Below are 19884 nucleotides of genomic sequence, written 5' to 3'. Positions count from 1 at the left end.
GAATCATATGCGCCAAACGCCGACCATCACCGGTTTCCAAGACCAGCGACCGGACTACCTGCAATGATCACCCGTACCCACATCCTCGGCTTTCCGCGCATGGGCGCCCACCGGGAACTCAAGTTCGCCCTCGAGAAGCACTGGCGCGGCGAGACCGGCCACGCGGCGCTCGAGGCCGTCGGCGAGGCGCTGCGCGCGCGCCACTGGCAGGCGCAGCGCGACGCGGGGCTCGACTTCGTGACCGTGGGCGACTTCGCTTTCTACGACCACGTGGCCAACCACATCCAGCTGCTGGGCTGCGAGCCGGCGCGCTTCGGCTTCAGCGGCGACGAGCCCGAGCTGTCGCGCTATTTCAAGATGGCGCGCGGCGTGGAAGACGAAGCGGGCCATGTGCACGACGACAGCTGCAACCACGGCGCCGAAGGCACCTTCGCGCTCGAGATGACCAAGTGGTTCGACACCAACTACCACTACCTCGTGCCCGAGTTCGATGCGGCCACGCAGTTCAGGCTGGCATCGACGCGCCTGTTCGACGAGGTCGCGCAGGCGCAGCAGGCCGGCCACGCGGTCAAGGCCGTGCTGCTCGGGCCGCTGAGCTTCCTGTACCTGGGCAAGGAGAAGGCGGCCGGCTTCGACCGCTTCTCGCTGCTCGAATCGCTCCTGCCCGTGTACGAGCAGGTGCTCGGCCGGCTCAAGCAGCAGGGCGTGGAATGGGTGCAGATCGACGAGCCGATCCTGGGCCTCGACCTGCCCGAGGCCTGGCGCAATGCTTTCGAACGCGTGTACTGGCAGATCGCGCGCAATGCGCCGAAGCTGCTGCTGGCGAGCTACTTCTCGCCGCTGTCCGAGAACCTGCGCCTGGCCTGCCAGCTGCCCGTGGCCGGCCTGCACGTCGATGCCGTGCGCGCGCCGCAGGAGTTGACCGGCGTGGCCGACTGGCTGCCGGCGCACAAGGTGCTGTCGGTCGGCGTGGTCGACGGTCGCAACATCTGGCGCACCGACGTCGATGTGGCGTTGGGCAAGCTCAAGCCCGTGGCCGAGAAGCACCAGGGCGAGTTGTGGATCGCGCCGTCGTGCTCGCTGCTGCACGTGCCGTTCAGCCTCGCGGCCGAGACGAAGCTCGACACCGAACTGAAGTCGTGGCTCGCCTTCGCGATCGAGAAGCTCGACGAGCTGCGCGTGCTGCGCGCCGCTGTCGAGGGCAACGAAGCCTCGGTGGCCGCCGAACTCACGGCCGCCCGTGCCGCCGTGGCCGCGCGCCGCGCCAGCCCGCGCGTGCACCGCGCCGACGTGGCGTTGCGCCTGGCGCGCAGCGTGGCCGGCGACGACCGCCGCGCGTCCGCTTTCCCGCAGCGCCAGCAGCTGCAGCGCACGCGCTTCGCATTGCCCGCGCTGCCGACCACCACCATCGGCTCGTTCCCGCAGACCGCCGAGATCCGCGCGGCCCGCGCCGCCTTCAAGCGCGGCGAGCTCGATGCCCCCGGCTATCGCGAGAAGATGCGCGCCGAGATCGCACTGGCCGTGCGCAAGCAGGAAGAGCTCGGCATCGACGTGCTGGTGCATGGCGAGGCCGAGCGCAACGACATGGTCGAGTACTTCGGCGAGCAGCTCGACGGCTTTGCCTTCACGGCCAACGGCTGGGTGCAGTCGTACGGCTCGCGCTGCGTGAAGCCGCCGGTGATCTTCGGCGACGTGGCGCGCCCGGCCGCGATGACGGTCGAGTGGACCGCCTATGCGCAGAGCCTCACCAAGTTGCCGATGAAGGGCATGCTGACCGGCCCCGTGACCATTCTGCAGTGGTCCTTCGTGCGCGACGACCAGCCGCGCGCCACCACCTGCGAGCAGATCGCCTGGGCGATCCGCGACGAGGTGAACGACCTCGAGGGCGCGGGCATCGGCATCATCCAGATCGACGAACCCGCCATCCGCGAGGGCCTGCCGCTGCGCCGCGCGGGCTGGCCGGCCTACCTGAAGGCGGCCACGCACGCCTTCCGCATCAGCGCCTCGGGCGTGCGCGACCAGACGCAGATCCACACGCACATGTGCTATTCGGAGTTCAACGACATCCTGCCGGAGATCGCCGCGATGGACGCCGACGTGATCACCATCGAGACCAGCCGCTCGGACATGGAGCTGCTGCGCGGCTTCGGCGGCGAGGGCGGCTTTCGCTATCCGAACGAGATCGGCCCCGGCGTGTACGACATCCACTCGCCGCGCGTGCCCTCGGTCGACGAGATCGTGCGCCTCATGCGCAAGGCCGCGCAGGTGGTGCCGGGCGAGAACCTCTGGATCAACCCCGACTGCGGGCTCAAGACCCGCGGCTGGCCTGAGACCGAGGCGGCGCTGTCGAACATGGTGGCGGCCGCGAAGCTGCTGCGCGGGGAGCTGGCGCAGGCCTGACGAAGGGCGCGGGATCGCGGTGTGCCAATAATGCGGGATGTCCTTGCTGTCCCGCCTGTCGTCGCCCCGTTGCCTCTTGTTGCTGTCGTTGCTCCTCGCCCCCTTGACGGGGTGGACGCAGGACCGCGCGCAGGCCCTGCTCCAGTTCGAGGGCGTGCAGGCGCGCTACCAGAACGCCTACGGCCCCGGCGCCGTGTCGCGCGGCGCGCGCGAGCTGCTGGAGCCGCCCGACCTTGCCATTGCCGACAAGGCCCTGCAGTCGCTCGACGTGGCGGCCGGTCGCGCCTTCGACGTGAACGCCTCGGTGGCCGCGATCCGTCAGGACGTGGCGGCGGCCGGGCAGGGCGCCGCCGCGCCGGCGCCCCCCGTGCTGGAGGCCGTGGCGCGCCTGGCGAAGCTGCGCGCCGACTACGCCGCGATGGACGAGCCCGGCAAGGTGACCTTCTTCCACCAGCAGCACGCGCGGCCGGCCGACCCGGCGCGCGTCGAACTGCTGTCGCGCATGACGGTGGCCGAGGCGCGCGAGATCGATTTCTCGAGCCAACTGCTCATGAGCGCGGTGGTCAAGCAGCTGGCGCGCGGGAATGCTGGGCAGTTCAGTTCGCTGCCCGACCGCACGCTCGACACCGCGCTCGATTCGCTGTGGTCGCGCGGCGTGACGTCGCCGCGACCGCGCAACCTGATGACCGTGGCGCGCGAGTTCGAAAAGCTGGTCACGCAGGCGCTGCTCCTGGCGCTGCCCGACGCCGACGTGGCCGCCTTGCTCGCCTGGCGCAACGAACCGCAGGCCGCCGCCGAGCGCGAGGCGCTGCTCGGCAGCTACCGCGCCGAGGTCAAGGGCAGCGGCGCGGTCGCGATCCGCACGCTGGTGCGCAGCTGGGGGCGGCCCTGAGACTTGACGAAAGCGCGCCAAAGTTTGCAAACTCGGGGGCGTTTGTACGAAAAAGTTTCACGCGAACCCCGCATGTCGGAAAGTTCCCCGTGATTGTTTCAATTCCGTGAACACTGCGATTCAGATTGACTGGGGTTTACCCTAGGAATTTGGCGCACACTTCAGGGCATCCAAAGCCCGATCAAGAAGGAATTGAAATGAAGACCTCGAACATCCTCGCCGCCGCCGCTCTCTCCCTGCTCGCCGCCGCTGGCGCCGCCCACGCAGAGACCTACGAAGGCGTTCACGCCGTGACCTCCGGCTACAGCCGTGCCGACGTGGCACCGCAAGCCGTGGCCGCCGCCCGTGCCGGCAACGAATACAGCGACGCCGTGTCGGCCAGCGTGGCCCCCGTGCTGGCCTCGTCGGTGGACCGCGCCTCGGTCCGCGCCGAAGCCGTGGCAGCCGCCCACGCTCCCGGCCAGAACCTGCGCCGCGAATCCTTCGCCGGCAGCGTGATCCCCTCGCAGGCACGCAGCTTCACGCGCCAGGCTGGCCTGTGATCGACGGCGGCGCAAGCCGCCTCGGTTAGCAAGACCACCACCCGAAAGAACCGGACCGTGCGACAGCACCGTCCGGTTTTTTCACGTCTGTGCTGTGCTCAGGCGCGCCGATGGCTGCGGTGGCAATGGCAGTCGGGCGCGTGGTCGTCGACGATGCCCGTGGCCTGCATCCAGGCGTAGACGATCACCGGTCCGACGAACTTGAAGCCGCGCTGCTTCAGCGCCTTCGACATCGTTTCGGACAGCGGCGTCTGCGTGGGCACCGTGCCCGTGGTGTTGACGACCGGCTGGCCGCCCGCCAGACCCCAGACGAAATCGGAGAAGTCTTCCCCCGCCGCCTGCATCGCGAGGTAGGCCTTCGCGTTGCCGATGGCGGCCTCGATCTTGGCGCGCGAGCGCACGATGCCCGCGTCCTGCATGAGGCGTTCGACGTCGGCCGGCGTGAAGCGCGCCACGGTCTCGGGCACGAAACCCTCGAAGGCCGCACGGAAGGCGTCGCGCTTGCGCAGGATGGTGAGCCACGACAGGCCGGCTTGGAAGCCGTCGAGCATCAGCTTTTCCCACAGCGCGCGGCTGTCGCGTTCGGGCACGCCCCATTCGGCGTCGTGGTAGCTGGCCAGCAGCGGATCGGTGCGGGCCCAGGCGCATCGCTGGGGCGAAGATTGGCTGTCGTCGTGAGGCATGGCTCGGCTATCGTCGGGGAATGTTTTCGGAATGAGGGGGTGACCCTGATGCAGCAGTCTCGTCTTTCATTGTCGGCGCTTTCGCTGGCTCTCATGGCGCTCGCCGTCGCTGTCCCGGCCGGTGCCGAGACCCTCAAGAAGCCCGCGCTCGACCAGCTCGCCGCCGCCTGGAAGGGCGGCCGCACGGCGCCCGATTTCAAGGCTTTCCTGGCCCAGGCCGCGCAGGCCCAGCCCGCGCTGCAGGCCAGCGTGGCGGCCTACACCGGCGGCAAGGCGCTGGCGGGCGACGACCTCGTCAACATCGCGCGCCTGCTCGGCCTGTACAACCGGCTGCAGAACCAGCAGGCCGTGATCGCCAGCATCGGCACCATGGTGGCCTTGCCCACCGTGCGCAACGTGCAGGTGCCGCCGCACGAGAGCCCGCCGATGGTCGCGTTCGGCCAGCTGGTCGAGAAGATGGCGAAGGACTTCGGGCTGGGCTACCGCAACGTCGACGGCCGCGTCTTCGAAGTGAGCCTGAAGGGCCGCGGCAGCGAAGAGTTCGGCATCCTCACGCACGCCGACGTGGTGCCGGCCGTGCTGTCCGAATGGGTGCTCGACGACGGCACGCGCCTGGACCCCTTCGCGATGACGCGCGTGGGCGACTTCCTCTACGGGCGCGGCACCATCGACGACAAGGGCTCCATCGCCGCCGTGCTCTACGCCATGAAGGCCGTGAAGGACAGCGGCCTGCCGGTGGAGCGCGGCGTGCGCCTGATGATCGAGACCACCGAGGAAACCGGCGGCGACGCGATGCAGTACTACCGCGACAAGACGCCGCTGCCGGCCTACAACATCGTGCTCGACAGCAAGTATCCCGCGGTCGTGGCCGAGAAGGGCTCGGGCGCGCTCAAGGTGTTCTTCCCCGCGGAAGCGGCCGACCCCGCCGCGACCGCCATCACCGCGATGAGCGGCGCCGCTTCGGCCAACGCCATTCCGCAGACCGCGACCGCCACGCTCAAGGGCGGCGACCTCGCGGCCGTGGCCGCGAAGCTCGAGGCCGCCAAGGCCGCCTTCGTGCGCAAGTACGAGGGCCAGGGCGGCAAGTTCGCGATCGACATCGCGCGTAGCGCCGAGGCCGTCGAGCTGAAGGTCACGGGAACCTCGGCCCACGGCTCGCGGCCCGAAGAGGGCGTGAACCCCGTGCCGCGCCTGGCGCTGTTCCTGAAGGAGTCCGGCGTGCCGCTGGCCGCCAACCCCTACCTGCGCGCCGTGCAGTACATCGACGCGCTCTACGGCACCGGCTACCTCGGCGAGAAGATGGGGCTGGGCTACCAGGACGACTTCATGGGTCCGCTCACGATGTCGCCCACGCTGGTGCGCATGGGCGCCGACGGCCGCCTTGAGGTGACGGCCAACGTGCGCATGCCGCGCGGCCGCACGCCCGACGAACTGAAGGCGCAGGTGGCGGCCAAGGTCAACGGCTGGGCCACGGCCAGCCAGGTGAAGCTGGAGCTGGCCTACGACCAGGGCAACTGGATGGCGCGCGACCCGAAGGGCGCATGGCTCTCGACCCTGCTCAACATCTTCGGCGACACCACTGGCCTCGAAGCCAAGCCCGTGCCCACCGCCGGCAGCACCACGGCCAAGCTGATGCCCAACGCCATCAACTTCGGCCCCGCGATGCCCGGCAAGAAGTACACGGCGCACAACGCCAAGGAATACAAGGAAGTGCCCGACCTCGACGCCGACATGCAGATGTTCACCGAGATGCTGGTGCGCATCGGCAACCTGCAGCAGATGCAGTAGCGGCCGGCGCCGGGGCGCGGCGCGTCAGGACTTCGATGTCGCCAGGGGCACCAGCGGTGCCCCGTTCTTCGTCTTGGCCTGGATTTCCGCGATGGTGCGCCGCATCGCGACGAAGCGTTTGGCGGAGCTCGGCGGGGGGCTCATGAAGCCCTTCTTTCTTGTGCCGGCCGTGTGCACGCCGAGCTCGCGCCAGATCCGTTCGGCGCCGTCGATGTCGTAGCCCGCCGCGGCCACCATGTAGAGGCCGAGGTAGTCGGCCTCGGCGTCGAACTGCTGCGAGAACGGCGACGACAGCGCCTCTTGCGCCAGCCCGGTGCCGCCCAGCGCGCCATCCACGATGCCGGCCGCGATGCCCACCGCGCGCGTCTTGCCGCCATGCGACAGCACGCCGTTGGCCAGCTCGTGCCCCAGCACGATCGCGAGGTCGCGGTTGTCGGGAAAGAAGCGCATCAACGCCGAGTTGACGACGATCTCGTGCCCGTCGTTCTCCGCATGGACCTCGTTCTTCATGCGCGTGACGGCGGTGTAGTTGCACGCCGTGGTGTACGGCAGGCGCAGCGCCGTCGACTGCCCCTCGCGCTGCACCACGGCCTCCAGCCAGCCCTCGCGTTTCGCGGGCTTGGCGCGCGCGGCGTCGACCAGCACGTCGTTGAGCCGATCGATCCCTTTCTCGCCGGCGGGCAGCGGCTTGCCGCCGACGGACAGCAGCACGTCCCCGGCGCGCAGCGGTGTGGCCGGCGCCTGCTGCCGGTCGAGTGTCCACAGCACGGTCAGCCGGTCGTCCAGGAGCAGGGTCTGTTTCACCGCCGCGCGTTCTTCCTTCTCGAAGCTCCACAGGCTGGCGATGTGCGCGCCCAGGCTGGCCCGCACGTCGCCACCGCAGAACGGCGCGCTGTGCTCCAGGAGCGGGATCGCCACGTCGTCGAGCCGGCGCTGCAGCGTCATGCGGTGGTTCAGCGACAGCGACTGCTGCAGGGCCTGCTCCTGCACGACGTCGGGGTCGTCGCTGGCCGGCCGGATGGAGGCGGCGCAGGCCGTGAGGACAAAGGTGGCCGCGATCGACGCGCAGGCCGGGAAGAAGGACGGGCGAGGTGTGTTCATTCGCTCAAGAGGTGCTCGGCATCGGTCGCATCCAGGCGCAGACGCGATGCCAGATGCCATCGAGGGAAGGGGAGTTGCCCGGTGGCGATGGCGACCGGGCGTTCCAGGCAAGGCGAGGTGCCGCGCCCGCTTGGCATTGTGGGAGCGCGAGCGCGCTCCAAGCTGAAGATCAGATGAAGGCTCAGCCCGTCTTGCGTGAACGCAGCGTGGCCGAGGGCAGCTCGCCGAAGCGCTGCTGGTAGGCCGCGGCGAACAGGCCGAAGTTGGCGTAGCCCCATGCCTGCGCCACCGAGCGCACCGTTGCGCCGGCGTCGGCCATCAGCAGTTCGGCGCGCACGCCCTGCAGGCGCTGTTCGCGCAGCGCGCGCATCGGCGTGGCCTGGCGGTATTCGCGAAAGGCGCTGTTCAGCGTGCGCACGCTGACACCCGCCACGCTCGCCAGTTCGCCGAGCGTGGGCGCGTGCTGGGCGTGCTCGCGGATGTGGCGCTCGGCCGCCAGCACATGCCGCGGCGCCATGCGGTGCTGCACGGCTTCGGCCGGGTGCTCCAGCTGCGCGCGCCACTGGGTCAGCACGTGCACGCCGATCATCTCCTCGAGGTGCCGCCCCAGCGGGCCGGTGTCGACCGCCTCGGGCAGTTCGGTCACGCAGCGGCAGGCATACGACAGCAGCGCGATCCAGCTCGAATGGGCGCCGCCGAACTTGAACTTGCGCGTCCACAGCCGCTCGTCGGCGGGAGCGCCGAACCAGCGCGCGTGCAGCGCGGCCAGCGCGTCGTGAGAGAAGCTGAGGTTCACCTGCAGGTGATTGGCGTCGAAGTCGACCCAGTAGTGCGTGCGCGAGGTGTCGACCACGAAGGCGTCGCCCACGCCGGTGTCGGCATAGGCGTTGGCTTCGGACCAGTGGCGGCCCGTGCCGCGCACGGTCGTCAGCACCATGCCGACGCCGCTGTCGGGCGAGAAGTCCTTGATGTTCACCGGAATGCCGTAGTGGAAGCGGCTCAGCGTGAAGTGCCCGATGCGCGTGGCGTCCAGCACCGAGTCGGGCGTGCGCGCCCGCCCGATGGGCGTGACGCGGTAGGGCATGTAGATGCGGTCCGACCAGCGCCGGATGTCGTCCCAGTCGTGCGAGGCCACCAGGCGGTGGCGCTCGCTCGGCTGCCCGCGGGCGTCGGTGACCAGCACGTTGCGGATCGCATCCATCGCGCACCTCGGTTCAAGGAGAAGAAGGCGCCGCGCCCCGGGGGCAACGGCTCAGCGGTGATGGTAAACCGCGGTCTCGAAAGCCACGAAGCCCGGGTAGCTCGCGCAGTCCTGGAACGGCAGGATCTGCGTCGCCCAGTAGCCGCCGATGCCGCTCTCGCGGTCGATCCAGAAGAAGCTGTTGGCCAGGCCCGCCCACATCAGCGAGTTCGCCGGGCGGCCCGTGGGCGCGCGCTCGCGGTTGGTCATGAAGGTGTAGGCCCAGCCCTTGTCGGTGCCGGGCAGGAACTCGCCCGTGTTGCTCAGCGCGGGCACCGACGTGCGCCAGCCGCCCACCGACAGGTCCATCGCGGCCAGGCCGTCCTGCGCCATGCGCTGCACCGTGTCGGCCTTCAGCACGCGCCCGTGCGGCCCGGCGCCGTCGTTCAGCACCATGCGGATGAACTTCATGTACTCGCCCACCGTGGCATACAGGCCGTGGCCGCCCATGTCCATCGGCGGCGGCTCGGGCAGCACCAGCTCGGGCAGCGGCGTGAGCCGGCCGTCGGCCGCGCGGTCGTGGATGGTGACGCGGCGCGCCTTCATCGACTCGGACATGCCGAAGCCGATGTCCTGCATGCCCAGCGGCTCGAAGACGCGCTCCTTCATCACCTCGCCCAGGCGCTTGCCGCGCTGCTGCTCGACGATGCGGCCCAGCCAGTCGATGTTGGCGCCGTAGGTCCAGGCCGCGCCCGGCTCGTGCAGCAGCACGGTGCGGATCGATTCGAAGCTGCCCGACACCACCGTGGGAATGTTCAGCGCGGCGCGGTACTTCAGGTCGTCTTCGCTGAAGAACTCGTAGCCCAGGCCCGAGGTGTGCAGCATCAGGTCGTTGACCGTGATGCGACGGCGCGGCGCGCGCGTGCGCGGCCGGCCGTCGGCGTCGAAGCCGTCGAGCACCTGCAGTTCGTCGAGCTCGGGCACGTAGGCGCCGGCCGGGTCGGTGAGCGAAATCTTGCCTTCCTCGATCAGCTGCATCACGCAGGTGCCCGTGATCGCCTTGGTGGTCGAGAAGATGGCGAACACGCTGTCGGTGGCCATCGGCCGGTCGAGCCCGAGTTCGCGCGTGCCGGCGGCGCCTTCGTAGAAATTGCCCGTGCGGTCGGTCGCCATCGCGACGACGCCGGGGGCGCCGCCGTGGCGGTGAACGGTCTGGTGCAGCGTTGCGTCGAGTGCGGTCTTCAGCCTGTGCGAGGTCATGCCTTCTTGTCTCCTGTGTGAGGAGGCCGGGCGGTGTGTGAAGGGTTGCCTGCGCGCCGGCCTGCCATGCGAAATTCCGCAGGCAGCGGCAATCTAGGGCCGCAGGCTCACCAATCCTGTTCGCAAATGGCGGGCGGCTGTCCAGGTCTGGCAGTCATTGCACGCGCGTGACCCGCGACGCGCGTGCGGCGTGATTCAGCCCACGCCGTGCGCCTGCAGCACCGCCTTCAGCCGCCGCACCTCATGCTGCAGATCGAGGATCAGCGCGGCGGCGTCCAGGTTCACGCCGAAGTCGCGTTCGAGCCGGCGCGCTTCGAGCGCGTGCTGCAGGTCGGTGCTGGAGAACTCCCAGCGCTCGGGCGGTGCGTCGGTCGTGGTGACCTGCACGATGCCCACCTCGACCAGCTGCACGACCCAGGCGGTGTCGGCGCCGCAGGCGTGCGCCAGTTCGTTGGCGGCCAGCGGGTGCGAGACGCCGATGGCCGTGGTGGTGGTCACGGAAGAAAAGTTCGCCATGCTCAGACTCCCAGGTGCTGGCGGGGGTTGAACGAGGAGGTCGCCTGCGCGAGTTGCGCGTAAGCGTTGCGTGCGGCCTCGCTGTCGGCGGGCGGCAGTGCGATCTCGAGCAGCAGGTACAGGTCGCCGGGCGTCTTGCCCGCGAAGCCGCGGCCCTTGAGCCGCAGCTTCATGCCGCCGCGCGCGTTGGGCGGCACGGTGACCTCGACCACGCCGCCGGTGGGCGTGGGCACCTGCACTTGCGCGCCCAGCGCGGCTTCGGCGGGGGTGATGGGCAGCGTCATGTACAGGTCGCGCTCTTCCACGCGGTACAGCTTGTGCGGCGCGATGCGCACCTCGAGGTACAGGTCGCCGGCCGGCTCGCCGCCGTGGCCGGGCATGCCCTGGCCCGCGAGGCGGATGAACTGGCCGGGGTGTACGCCGGGCGGGATCTTCACGGCGAGCGTGCGGTTCTCCCACTGCGGGTGGCCCTGCGTGTCGAGTGTCTGGGCGCGCAGCGTGAGTTCGCGCTCGGCGCCGTTCAGCGCGTCCTCGAGCGTGATCTCGATGGCCGCATGGTGGTCTTCGCCGCGCGCGCGGTAGTTCTGGCGTGTGGCGCCGCGGCGCTCGGCGTCGCCGAACATCGAGGAGAAGAATTCGCTGAAGTCGGCGTGGTCGGCCGGGCCCTGGCGCGGGCCGCGGTGAAACTCGTAGCCGGTGTCCCAGCCGGGCGGCGGCTCGAAGCTGCCGTCGGGGCGGCCGCCGCGCGCGACACGGTCGGCCAGCGCGTCGTAGGCGGCGCGCTTGTCCTTGTCGCCGAGCACGTCCTTGGCCTCGTTGATGTCGCGCATGCGCTGCTCGGCGTCAGGCTCCTTGCTGACGTCGGGGTGGTACTTGCGGGCGAGCTTGCGGTAGGCCTTGCGCACCTCGTCGTCGGACGCGGTGCGTTCGACGCCCAGTGCGCTGTAGTAGTCCTTGAATTCCATGGTGGGTGGTGATTCCTTTCAGGACGGCGTACAGATCAACCGGGAGCCAGGTCAGGCCAGGGCTGCTCCGCCGTCGGCTTGCCGCTGTTGCAGCGGCGTCACGGCCCATGTGGGGCCGGCACGTGTGAAGCGCAAGGGTTGCGCGTTGCCGAAGATGCTCGCATCGACCGCCACGCCCAGCAGCGCGGCCAGCGCGTAGAGCGTGCCGCCGTGGGCCACCACCAGCACCGGCGCGGGCTGCGCGGCGAGTGCGGCGGCCAGCGCCTGGCGCTTGCGGTCGACGAACTGGGCCAGCGTCTCGCCGCCCTCGGGCTCGCAGGCCCAGTCGATGTTCGCCGACGAGGTGCCGATGAGCGCGCCGAAGTTGCGCTCGCGCAGGTTCTCGTGCGCGGAGGGCACGAGGCCCAGCGCGCGCGCCACGGTGTGGGCGGTGTCGAAGGCGCGGCGCGCGTCGCTGCACACGATGGCGCCGATCGGCTCGCCGGCCAGCAGCTCGGCCGCCTGCACCGCCTGCTGCTCGCCGAGCGCGCTCAGGGGCTCGTCGGGCGCCTGGAAGACGCGCAGCGCGTTGCGCCCGGTCTGGCCGTGGCGCAGGAAGTAGAAGTGGTCGCAGGCCGGGGCGAGCGGCTGCTCGGCGGCCAGCCGGTTCAGCAGGTCGATGCCTGTGGCGGCGTGGGCGGGAAAGGGAACGGGGCTCGAGGACATGGTTCAGTACGCCAGCTGCAGCGGCTTGCCTTCGCGCTGCGCCTGCACGTCGGCCGGGTGGAAGGGCAGCGGATGCCACTGCTTGGCCGCGAACAGCGGCAGCTGGTCGTAGGCGCGCGGCGAGGCCGGGTCGCTGCTCTGGCCGTAGGTGAGCAGGCCTTGCGCCACGGGGCCGCGCGCGTCGAAGGTCACGATCTGCATGTAGCTGCTGCCGTAGTTGATGGCGTAGCCCTTCGGGTCGATCAGCGGCTGGCCCTGCGATTCGAGCTTGTTGAGCACGCCTTCGAATTCGTCGCCGCCGGGCAGTGCGATCTTCTGGCCGCGCACGGTGCGCGACTGCGGCACGCCCAGCGCCACGTCGGCCGCGAAGCCGGCGGTGCGCACGATGCCGACCGCGTCGCCCAGCGCCTTGAACACCGCCTCGCGCGTGGCGGGCGTGGCCATGTCCAGACCGGTGGGCGTGGTCACGGGCTGCGCCGGGTCGAAGGGCACGCGCCAGACCTTCGGCAGGTCCTTGGCCTTGCGCCAGAACTCGCGGAACAGCGCGGCGCCCTTCGACTCGGCGTTGCTGGTGCGGTCCCAGGCGGAGAGCACGCGGCAGCCCAGGGCCTGGTCGGCGCTCAGCGCGGCGCCGGTGGCGGTGCACGCGGCCTTCAGGTCGTCCATCACCAGCATGCCGGCGAGGTTCCTGTCGCGGAAGATCACGCTGCGCAGCTCGGCCGCGCCCATGCGGTTGCCCGGCAGGCCGTCGGTGCCGGCCAAGCGGCCTTCGATTTCCATGATGCCGCTGCGCGTGCGCAGCCGCTGCGGCACGCCGACGGAGCCGACCAGTGGCGACACGCCGGCCATCGGCGGCACGCGCGGGTTGCTGAGCCAGAAGCTGTCGTTGCTGTTCTGCACCCAGTCGGGCGTGACGACGACCGGCATGCGGGCCGGCGCGATGATGCCGGGCGCAGCGGCGCTGGGGTCGCGGTGCCAGGCGCAGGCGCTGCGCGAGCCGTCGAGCACGGGCAGGCCGGCGGCGTTGAGCAGCGCGGCGGCGGCCGGCGAGGGCGCGCAGGCCTTGAGCATCTCGGCCGACACGTCGGGCACCACCGACAGGTCGGCGTACATCGCGTTGCCCTCGCGGTCGGCCGCCAGGGTGTTGATCCACGGGATGCCCTGGTTGCCCATGGCGGCGCGCAGCTCGGCGACGTTGCGGGCCCGGCCCATCTTCATCCAGCTTTCGGCGGAGCGCACGTTGAGCGTGTTGGCGTCGCGGATCGCATAGGCCTTCTGGGCGGTCCAGCCCAGGCCGGCGCGCGGCAGCGACACCACGGGGCCCCAGTCGGTGGCGTAGAAGGTGTGCTGCACGGGCGCGCCGCCCGCCGTGGCGGCGGCCGGCAGTGCGACGGTGCGCGCGACCATCTTCTTCGGCTGGCCGTCGACCCAGTACACGGTCGGGTCGTTGGGGTCGAGCTTGAGTTCGTACAGCGTGAAGCGCTTGCCGGTCGACACGGTGTGGGTCCAAGCCACGTCCTTGTTGAAGCCGATCGACACCACCGGGCTCAGGCCGCCGGTGGCACCCATCACGTCGAGCTGGCCGGGAATGGTCAGGTGCATCTGCCAGAAGCGGTTGGTGCCGTTCCAGGGGAAATGCGGGTTGCCCAGCAGCAGGCCCTTGCCGTCGGGCGTGGCGTTGCGCCCGAAGGCCCAGCCGTTGGAGCCCAGCTCGCCGCCTTCGGGGTTGGCGTTGAAGCTGTGGCGGCCGATTTCGGCCACCGCCTGCTCGAGCGCGACCGGCGCCGCACCGGTCTTGACGCCCGGGGCCGGCGGCACGGCGGCCAGCACCGCGCCGGCCAGCGCGCCCAGGCCGCCCTGGATCATCGATTGCTCGGTGGCGCGCGCCAGGTCGGAGGCCGTCATCGGGCGCACCCAGGGCTTGCCGCGGCAGGCCTCGGGCAGGCCATTGGGGCCCGCGTCCTGCAGGTAGCGGTTGTAGCCCGCCACGTAGCCGCGCAGCGCGGCCTTCACCTCGTCGTTGGTGGTGGCCGCCGCGCGGGCCAGCGCCGCGTCGTCCATGTGGTAGCGCACGAACAGGTCGATCTGCGCGTTGGGCATGCGGCCCAGGCCGAAGTCGCCGGTGTTCTGCGCCCCGAGGAACTGCGCGCGGTCGCCGCGCAGCGTCAGCAGGTGCTCGGCGGTCTGGCAGACGTTGTCCTGCGCATGCGCGTAGGCGGTGCCGTAGGCCAGGCCTTCGTAGTCGGGCGCCGTGATGTGCGCGATGCCGAAGGTGGTGCGCTCGATGCTCACGCTGCGGCTGCCGGGCGGCGGCGTGCTGGCGCAGGCCCCGAGCAGGGCGACCAGGCCCAGGGAGAGGGCCGTCAACGAGAACCGGGAGCGCGAGGTGTTCGAAGTCATGGGGCGGGCGTGAGGTGGAGAAAAGGGTCGAAAAAGAGGGACCGATTAGAGGATGAACCTCCGCCGCGCACTGTCGCCAGCGCGGCACGCCTTGCCACTTACCTCAGCCGAACTTCATGCCCTTGGGCCGTGCCTGCAGCCTGTGGATGTAGGCGTCGAGCTTGGGCCGGTTGGTGCGCCCGCCGAAGGCGCGGTGCCAGATGAGCATCGAGCCGATCATCACGTCGGCGGCCGTGAACTGGGCGCCGAACAGGTAGGGACCGTCGCCGAGCTCGCGTTCGACGGCGTCCTTGGCCTGCTCGAAATCGGTCCAGCCGCGCGCGCTGTTGTTGCTCTTGATCTTCAGCAGGCTGTCGCCCATCGAGGGTTCGAGCTGCGCGGTCGAATAGACCATGAGCGACAGGTAGCGCCCGCGCTCGGGCGTGCCCACGGCCGGTGCCAGGCGCTTGCCGGGGTACTTCTCGGCGATGTACATGCAGATGGCCGCGTTCTCGAAGATGCGGGTGCGGCCGTCGACCAGCGCGGGCAGCTTGCCGGCGGGGTTGATCTTCAGGAACTCGGGGCGCTTGTGGGCGCCCTCCCGGATGAGGGTGGGCACGATCTCGTAGTCGACCTCGGCCTCGTCGAGCATCCACTTGGCGACCTGCGCACGGCTGCGCGGGTCGAAATACAGCTTCATCGTCATGCGGGTCTCCTTGGTGAGCGGGGCAGAGCTGCGGTCAGAACTTGGGAATGCGCAGGGTCTTGCTGATCATCAGCGTGCCCGAGAGCGCGAACAGCAGCACCAGCGGGTGCAGCTGCCAGGGGCCGAGCGTCCAGGCGCCGCCCCACACGTTGGCGCCGAGGGCGCCCTTCGAGGCCGCGTAGGCCAGCACGCCCACCAGCACCACGCTGGTCGGGATCGGCGTGCCTTCGAAGTACTTCACCTTGTCGGCGCCGGCCGAGAGCGCCTCGGCCGTCACGTTGTAGCGCGCGAGCCGGCTCACGCCGCAGCCGACGAAATAGATGAGCACGGCGCAGTCCCAGCCGCCGTCCAGGCCGGCGGCGAAGCCGAGCGCGGCGGGCAGCACGCCGAACGAGATCACGTCGGCCAGCGAGTCGAGTTCGCGCCCGAGCGCCGACTGGGTCTGGCGCCAGCGCGCGATGCGGCCGTCGAGCACGTCGAAGATGAAGGCGGCCGGGGCGAGCGCCGCGGCCCAGTAGAAGTGCACGAGCGACTGGCTGCGCATGAAGGCCATCGCGAAGAACACCGCCCCGACGCCGCAGGCCGCGTTGCCGAGCGTGAACACATCGGCCAGGTGAAAGCCGCGGATCATCGAGAAGTGCTTGCGGGCCGGCGGGGACGAAGGCGTGGTCATGAGGCGGGGAAAGCTGCGAAAGGAACCGCACCTTAACCCAAGCGGGGCCCGCTTTTTGTAGTCGCGCGCCGACGCCCCATCGGCGCCCTCAGACGGTTGGCTGCGCCTTGGCCTCGACGATCCGTGCGAAGCGCCCGAGCAGGCCCGCCGCCGCGTCGGTGGGGCGCACGCCTTCGCGCAGCGCCGCGGCATCGAGCCCGTCGGCGGCCAGGTCGCGGGCCAGCAGCTCGATGTAGCCGCCCATGGTCCGGGCGTCGAACTCGGGGTGGAACTGCAAGCCCCAGGCCTGCGCGCCCACGCGGAAGGCGTGCACGGGTTCGTGCGCGCTGTGGGCCAGCTTCACCGCGCCTTCGGGCAGGCGCAGCGCGCTCTGCCAGTGGATCGCCTGCGCCGGGAACTGCGCGGGCAGGTCGCCCAGCAGGGCGTCGCCGGCGGCGGCCGCGTCGAGCGTGACGGTGACCGTGCCGACCTCGGGCCCTTGCGGGTGGTGCCCGGCCTCGCCGCCGAGCGCGTGCGCGAGCAGCTGGTGGCCGTAGCAGATGCCGAGCACGGGCGTGTCGCGCGCGACCAGTTCGGCGAGCCAGGCGGCGGTGGTTTCGCTCCAGGGCTCGCGGTGCGACACCATCGCGTGCGAGCCGGTGACGACCACGCCCGCGACCTGGCCGGGCGCGGGCAACGTGTCGCCGCGGCGCGGGTCGACCACCACCAGGGGCAGGGTCTGCGTGCCGAGGCCGTCGGCGATCCAATGCTCGAAGTCGCCGCGGCCTTCGCGCAGCGCGTCATGGGTGTCACCGACCTTGACGATGACCAGGGGATACGGGGGCGTGCTGTGCATGGCGTCGATCATGCCGCAGCGCACCGTGCGCCGGTCAGCGCCGGGAGGATTCCCGACGGTGCAGCAGGTCCATGAAGGCACGGCCCACGGGCGAGGGCGAGCGCCCCGCGCGCGTGACCAGCCCGATGGGCCGCGACATCAGCGGGCGCTGCAGCGGCACGGTGGCCAGCTCGTCGTTCTGCGACAGCTGCAGCGCGAGCCGGGGCAGGGCGGTGAGCCCCAGCCCGGCCGCCACCAGCGCGCCCGCCACGGCCACGCTCGGGTATTCGAGCGCGGGCTGCACCTGCAGGCCGCGCTGCAGGAAGGCGGCGTCGGTGATCGGCCGGATGCTGCTCTGGAAGCTGCTCGCAATGAAGGGCCGCGTCGTGAACACCGACCACGACACCGAGGCCCGCGCGGCCAGCGGGTCGTCGCGCCGGCACAGCAGCACGAAGGGGTCGTCGCGCAGGTGGCGGTACAGCAGGGGCTCGTGCGTGCCGGGGCGCACGCTGAGGCCGAAGTCGGCGCGGCCTTCGTCCACCGCGGCGCGCACCGCCTCGGCCGGCCCTTCGATCAGCGAAAACTGCACCTGCGGATGCTGCTGGCGGAACTCGGCGATGGCGCCGGGCAGCAGCGCCACGCCGGTCGAGGGCAGCGCCGCGATGGTGAGGTGGCCGCTGCGGCCTTCGAGGAACTGCGACAGCTCGCTGAACGAGCTGTTGAAGTTCTCCAGGATGCGCAGCGCGATCGGCAGCAGCTCGCGCCCCGCCGGCGTGAGCTCGACGTGCCGCGTGTCGCGGTCGAACAGGCGCGCGCCCACCAGGTCTTCGACGATGCGCACCGTGCGGCTCAGCGCCGGCTGCGACACATGCAGCGCTTGCGCGGCGGCGCGGAAGTTGGTGGTCTTCGCGACTTCGACGAAGGCCTCGAGCTGCTGCAGCGTGATGTCGACTCGCACGGATGCGGCTCCCTCGGAGTGGCTGTGGATTGATCCATCCAAGTTATCACAGATATAGGAATATTGTTCTTCACAGATCAATGCGCGACGCCGAGACTGGCGCATTCGATACACGGAGACAAGGGGCCCACGCGCCCCCGTGACATGGACACCAAAATTCTGGAAGGCATCCGGGTGCTCGAGCTCGGACAGGTGCTGGCGGGGCCCTTCGCGGGCGCGATCCTGGCGGACCTCGGCGCCGACGTCGTGAAGCTCGAGCGCGTCGAGGGCGGCGACGACGCGCGCCACATGGGCCCGGCGTTTCGCCACGGCGACGCGCTCAACTTCCACGTCTTCAACCGCGGCAAGCGCTCGGTCGCCATCGACCTGAAGAGCGAAGACGGCATGGCGGCCTTCGAGACCCTGGCGGCCGGCGCCGACATCCTCATCCACAACCTGCGCCCGGGCGTCACCCAGTCGATGGGCATCGACGGCCCGTCGCTGTGCGCGCGCCATCCGCGGCTCATCTACTGCGAAATCTCGGCCTTCGGCCACACCGGCCCGCTGCGCATGCAGCCGGGCTACGAGCCGCTGATCCAGGCCTTCAGCGGGCTGTCGAGCATCAACGGCGGGCCCGACGATCCGCCCATGCGCACCGGCGCCTCGGTCTGCGACCAGGGCACCGGCATGTGGGCCGTGATCGGCGCGCTGGCGCTGCTGCAGCGCCGCCACCTCACGGGCCGGGGCGGCGTGGTCAGCACCTCGCTGCTGGAGACCGCGCTGGTCTGGACCGGCCAGAAGGCCGACGCCTACGTCAACGAAGGCCGGCTGCCCGAGCGCCACCGCTCGGGCCATCCGGGCTTCGTACCTTACGAATCTTTCGATACCGCCGATGCGCCGCTCCTGATCTGCTGCGGCAACGATCGGCTCTTCGCCAAGTTCGCGCACGAACTCGGGCGCGACGACTGGACCACCGACGCGCGCTTTGCCGGCAACCGGCAGCGGCTGCAGCACAAGGCGGCGCTCTTCGACGAGATCGGCCCGCTGCTGCGCGCGCGCACCCGCGCCGACTGGATGGCGCGCTTCACCGCCGCTGGCGTGCCCTGCGCGCCGGTGCACACCGTGCCCGAGGCCGTCGCGCATCCGCAGGTGGAGGCACTGGGCATGCTGCAGCCGGTGCCGGGCGAAGACTTCCGCCTCACGGCGCTGCCGATGTCCATCGACGGCGTGCGGCCCGCGCACCGCGCGGTCGCGCCCCGGCTGGGCGAGCACAACGCGGCGCTCGGCGCGCCGCCGGTGCCGCAGCGCGACGGCGCCTGAGCGACCGCACCCTTTCCCTTCTCAAGAACTACATCCCACCGGAGACATCACCCATGCGCACTTCCATCTTCCGCCTCGGCGCGGTCCTGGCCTTCGCGGTCGCGGCGGCGGCACCTGCCCACGCGCAGGACTACCCCGCCAAGCCGCTCACCGTCGTCGTGCCCTTTGCGGCCGGCAGCGGCACCGACCAGCAGGCGCGCAGCTTCGCGCAGGCCCTGACCGTCGAATACAAGGTGCCGGTGATCGTGGAGAACCGCGCGGGCGCCAGCGGTTTCCTGGCTGCGCAGTACGTCGCCAAGGCCGCGCCCGACGGCTACACGTTGCTGATGACCACCAACACCACGCACGCCGCCAACGAGCACCTGTACAAGAAGCTGCCCTACGACCCGGTGAAAGACTTCACGCCGGTCGGGCTGCTGTCCAAGGGCCACATGCTGCTGCTGGTGGGGGCCGATTCGCCGATCAAGTCGGTGGCCGACCTCGTGGCGGCGGCGAAGAAGTCGCCGGGCAAGCTCAACTTCGGCAGCGGCAGCTCGTCCAGCCGCGTGGCGAGCGAGCTGCTCAAGCAGATGGCGGGCATCGACATGGTGAACGTGCCCTACAAGAGCAACCCGATGGCCATCACCGACCTGCTGGGCGGGCAGGTCGACTTCATGTTCGCCGACGCGCCCACCGCGCTGCCGCACGTCAAGAGCGGCAAGCTGCGCGCGCTGGCCGTGAGCGGCGACAAGCGCCTGGCCGCCGTGCCCGCGCTGCCGACCGTGGCCGAGGCGGGCGTGAAGGGCTACGACATGTCGTACTGGACGGCGGTCTACCTGCCGCCGGGCGCACCCGCGGCCGTCACGCGCAAGCTCAACGAGATGCTGGTGAAGGTGTCGGCCTCGCCGGCCATCGTCGCCTACCAGGCCATCTCCAGCGGCGAGGCCGCCACCGGCACGCCCGAGGCGCTCGCGAAGTTCCAGGCCGCCGAGTCGCAGAAGTGGGGCCGCGTGATCCGCGCCGCCGGCATCGAGCCCGAATGAG

At 70.6% G+C, this 19884-nt stretch carries 18 protein-coding genes; 6 read left to right on the top strand and 12 right to left on the bottom strand.

Annotated elements, in window-relative coordinates; genetic code table 11:
- Window positions 1–63: 63 nt before the first annotated feature.
- The 3 genes from metE (at window position 64) to AC1RAD_RS15965 (ending at window position 3834) form a co-directional block, all read left to right on the top strand.
- On the top strand, window positions 64–2400 hold the full coding sequence (gene metE, locus AC1RAD_RS15975; RefSeq protein ID WP_492735866.1) for a 5-methyltetrahydropteroyltriglutamate--homocysteine S-methyltransferase: 2337 nt from the start codon (window positions 64–66) through the stop codon (window positions 2398–2400).
- A gap of 37 nt (window positions 2401–2437) precedes the next feature.
- Window positions 2438–3292, top strand: coding sequence for a hypothetical protein (locus AC1RAD_RS15970; RefSeq protein WP_492735864.1), 855 nt, complete (start codon window positions 2438–2440; stop codon window positions 3290–3292).
- Between the two features lie 197 nt (window positions 3293–3489).
- Window positions 3490–3834, top strand: coding sequence for a hypothetical protein (locus tag AC1RAD_RS15965; protein WP_062481853.1), 345 nt, complete (start codon window positions 3490–3492; stop codon window positions 3832–3834).
- A 98-nt stretch (window positions 3835–3932) separates the two neighbouring features.
- Here AC1RAD_RS15965 and AC1RAD_RS15960 read toward each other — a convergent pair whose 3' ends face one another.
- Complete coding sequence (locus tag AC1RAD_RS15960) at window positions 3933–4517, bottom strand: DNA-3-methyladenine glycosylase I (RefSeq protein WP_095744920.1); 585 nt, start codon at window positions 4515–4517, stop codon at window positions 3933–3935.
- Between the two features lie 48 nt (window positions 4518–4565).
- Between AC1RAD_RS15960 and AC1RAD_RS15955 the strand changes: the two genes are divergently transcribed.
- The gene (locus AC1RAD_RS15955; protein WP_492735862.1) at window positions 4566–6305 is read left to right on the top strand and encodes a dipeptidase; all 1740 of its coding nucleotides are present in this window, start codon (window positions 4566–4568) and stop codon (window positions 6303–6305) included.
- Window positions 6306–6329: 24 nt separating this feature from the next.
- On the opposite strand, the gene AC1RAD_RS15950 is transcribed toward AC1RAD_RS15955, so the two are convergent.
- From AC1RAD_RS15950 to AC1RAD_RS15900, 11 genes are all read right to left on the bottom strand, one after another.
- Window positions 6330–7406, bottom strand: coding sequence for a M48 family metalloprotease (locus AC1RAD_RS15950; RefSeq protein ID WP_492735860.1), 1077 nt, complete (start codon window positions 7404–7406; stop codon window positions 6330–6332).
- Window positions 7407–7587: 181 nt separating this feature from the next.
- Window positions 7588–8607, bottom strand: a complete 1020-nt coding sequence (locus AC1RAD_RS15945; protein ID WP_492735859.1) for an AraC family transcriptional regulator — start codon at window positions 8605–8607, stop codon at window positions 7588–7590.
- A 51-nt stretch (window positions 8608–8658) separates the two neighbouring features.
- Entirely contained in the window at window positions 8659–9846 is a 1188-nt protein-coding gene (locus tag AC1RAD_RS15940; protein WP_492735857.1) for a serine hydrolase domain-containing protein, read from the bottom strand.
- Between the two features lie 195 nt (window positions 9847–10041).
- The gene (locus AC1RAD_RS15935; RefSeq protein WP_062481866.1) at window positions 10042–10362 is read right to left on the bottom strand and encodes a chaperone modulator CbpM; all 321 of its coding nucleotides are present in this window, start codon (window positions 10360–10362) and stop codon (window positions 10042–10044) included.
- A gap of 2 nt (window positions 10363–10364) precedes the next feature.
- Window positions 10365–11327 (bottom strand): DnaJ C-terminal domain-containing protein, encoded by a 963-nt coding sequence (locus AC1RAD_RS15930; protein WP_492735855.1) that lies wholly within the window; start codon window positions 11325–11327, stop codon window positions 10365–10367.
- Window positions 11328–11378: 51 nt separating this feature from the next.
- Window positions 11379–12032 (bottom strand): histidine phosphatase family protein, encoded by a 654-nt coding sequence (locus AC1RAD_RS15925; RefSeq protein ID WP_159277347.1) that lies wholly within the window; start codon window positions 12030–12032, stop codon window positions 11379–11381.
- 3 nt (window positions 12033–12035) lie between these two features.
- Complete coding sequence (locus tag AC1RAD_RS15920; RefSeq protein WP_492735852.1) at window positions 12036–14432, bottom strand: penicillin acylase family protein; 2397 nt, start codon at window positions 14430–14432, stop codon at window positions 12036–12038.
- A gap of 103 nt (window positions 14433–14535) precedes the next feature.
- A complete protein-coding gene (locus tag AC1RAD_RS15915; RefSeq protein ID WP_369632401.1) occupies window positions 14536–15117 on the bottom strand; it encodes a glutathione S-transferase family protein in 582 nt (193 codons plus the stop codon).
- A gap of 34 nt (window positions 15118–15151) precedes the next feature.
- Window positions 15152–15790 carry a CDP-alcohol phosphatidyltransferase family protein gene (locus AC1RAD_RS15910; RefSeq protein WP_070059318.1) on the bottom strand — a complete coding sequence of 213 codons (639 nt, stop codon included), beginning with the start codon at window positions 15788–15790 and terminating at the stop codon, window positions 15152–15154.
- 88 nt (window positions 15791–15878) lie between these two features.
- Window positions 15879–16625: a glutamine amidotransferase gene (locus AC1RAD_RS15905; RefSeq protein ID WP_492735850.1), complete on the bottom strand. Its 747-nt coding sequence runs from the start codon at window positions 16623–16625 to the stop codon at window positions 15879–15881.
- 34 nt (window positions 16626–16659) lie between these two features.
- Complete coding sequence (locus tag AC1RAD_RS15900; protein ID WP_492735848.1) at window positions 16660–17562, bottom strand: LysR family transcriptional regulator; 903 nt, start codon at window positions 17560–17562, stop codon at window positions 16660–16662.
- Window positions 17563–17706: 144 nt separating this feature from the next.
- Between AC1RAD_RS15900 and AC1RAD_RS15895 the strand changes: the two genes are divergently transcribed.
- Together AC1RAD_RS15895 and AC1RAD_RS15890 are read left to right on the top strand one after the other, a co-directional pair.
- Complete coding sequence (locus tag AC1RAD_RS15895; RefSeq protein WP_492735846.1) at window positions 17707–18861, top strand: CaiB/BaiF CoA transferase family protein; 1155 nt, start codon at window positions 17707–17709, stop codon at window positions 18859–18861.
- Between the two features lie 53 nt (window positions 18862–18914).
- Window positions 18915–19883, top strand: coding sequence for a Bug family tripartite tricarboxylate transporter substrate binding protein (locus tag AC1RAD_RS15890; RefSeq protein ID WP_070059315.1), 969 nt, complete (start codon window positions 18915–18917; stop codon window positions 19881–19883).
- Window position 19884: the final 1 nt, after the last annotated feature.

The sequence above is a fragment of the Variovorax sp. GW823-FHT04B03 genome (assembly GCF_058796495.1).
The sequence above is the reverse complement of the archived record's forward strand: the minus strand, read 5'-3'. Positions and strand labels throughout refer to the sequence as shown.

What these genes read in the sequence shown, in the direction of transcription:
- metE (WP_492735866.1), top strand. Translation starts at nt 64, where the DNA reads ATGATCACCCGTACCCACATCCTCGGCTTTCCGCGCATGGGCGCCCAC.
- AC1RAD_RS15970 (WP_492735864.1), top strand. Translation starts at nt 2,438, where the DNA reads ATGTCCTTGCTGTCCCGCCTGTCGTCGCCCCGTTGCCTCTTGTTGCTG.
- AC1RAD_RS15965 (WP_062481853.1), top strand. Translation starts at nt 3,490, where the DNA reads ATGAAGACCTCGAACATCCTCGCCGCCGCCGCTCTCTCCCTGCTCGCC.
- AC1RAD_RS15960 (WP_095744920.1), bottom strand. Translation starts at nt 4,517, where the DNA reads ATGCCTCACGACGACAGCCAATCTTCGCCCCAGCGATGCGCCTGGGCC.
- AC1RAD_RS15955 (WP_492735862.1), top strand. Translation starts at nt 4,566, where the DNA reads ATGCAGCAGTCTCGTCTTTCATTGTCGGCGCTTTCGCTGGCTCTCATG.
- AC1RAD_RS15950 (WP_492735860.1), bottom strand. Translation starts at nt 7,406, where the DNA reads ATGAACACACCTCGCCCGTCCTTCTTCCCGGCCTGCGCGTCGATCGCG.
- AC1RAD_RS15945 (WP_492735859.1), bottom strand. Translation starts at nt 8,607, where the DNA reads ATGGATGCGATCCGCAACGTGCTGGTCACCGACGCCCGCGGGCAGCCG.
- AC1RAD_RS15940 (WP_492735857.1), bottom strand. Translation starts at nt 9,846, where the DNA reads ATGACCTCGCACAGGCTGAAGACCGCACTCGACGCAACGCTGCACCAG.
- AC1RAD_RS15935 (WP_062481866.1), bottom strand. Translation starts at nt 10,362, where the DNA reads ATGGCGAACTTTTCTTCCGTGACCACCACCACGGCCATCGGCGTCTCG.
- AC1RAD_RS15930 (WP_492735855.1), bottom strand. Translation starts at nt 11,327, where the DNA reads ATGGAATTCAAGGACTACTACAGCGCACTGGGCGTCGAACGCACCGCG.
- AC1RAD_RS15925 (WP_159277347.1), bottom strand. Translation starts at nt 12,032, where the DNA reads ATGTCCTCGAGCCCCGTTCCCTTTCCCGCCCACGCCGCCACAGGCATC.
- AC1RAD_RS15920 (WP_492735852.1), bottom strand. Translation starts at nt 14,432, where the DNA reads ATGACTTCGAACACCTCGCGCTCCCGGTTCTCGTTGACGGCCCTCTCC.
- AC1RAD_RS15915 (WP_369632401.1), bottom strand. Translation starts at nt 15,117, where the DNA reads ATGACGATGAAGCTGTATTTCGACCCGCGCAGCCGTGCGCAGGTCGCC.
- AC1RAD_RS15910 (WP_070059318.1), bottom strand. Translation starts at nt 15,790, where the DNA reads ATGACCACGCCTTCGTCCCCGCCGGCCCGCAAGCACTTCTCGATGATC.
- AC1RAD_RS15905 (WP_492735850.1), bottom strand. Translation starts at nt 16,625, where the DNA reads ATGCACAGCACGCCCCCGTATCCCCTGGTCATCGTCAAGGTCGGTGAC.
- AC1RAD_RS15895 (WP_492735846.1), top strand. Translation starts at nt 17,707, where the DNA reads ATGGACACCAAAATTCTGGAAGGCATCCGGGTGCTCGAGCTCGGACAG.
- AC1RAD_RS15890 (WP_070059315.1), top strand. Translation starts at nt 18,915, where the DNA reads ATGCGCACTTCCATCTTCCGCCTCGGCGCGGTCCTGGCCTTCGCGGTC.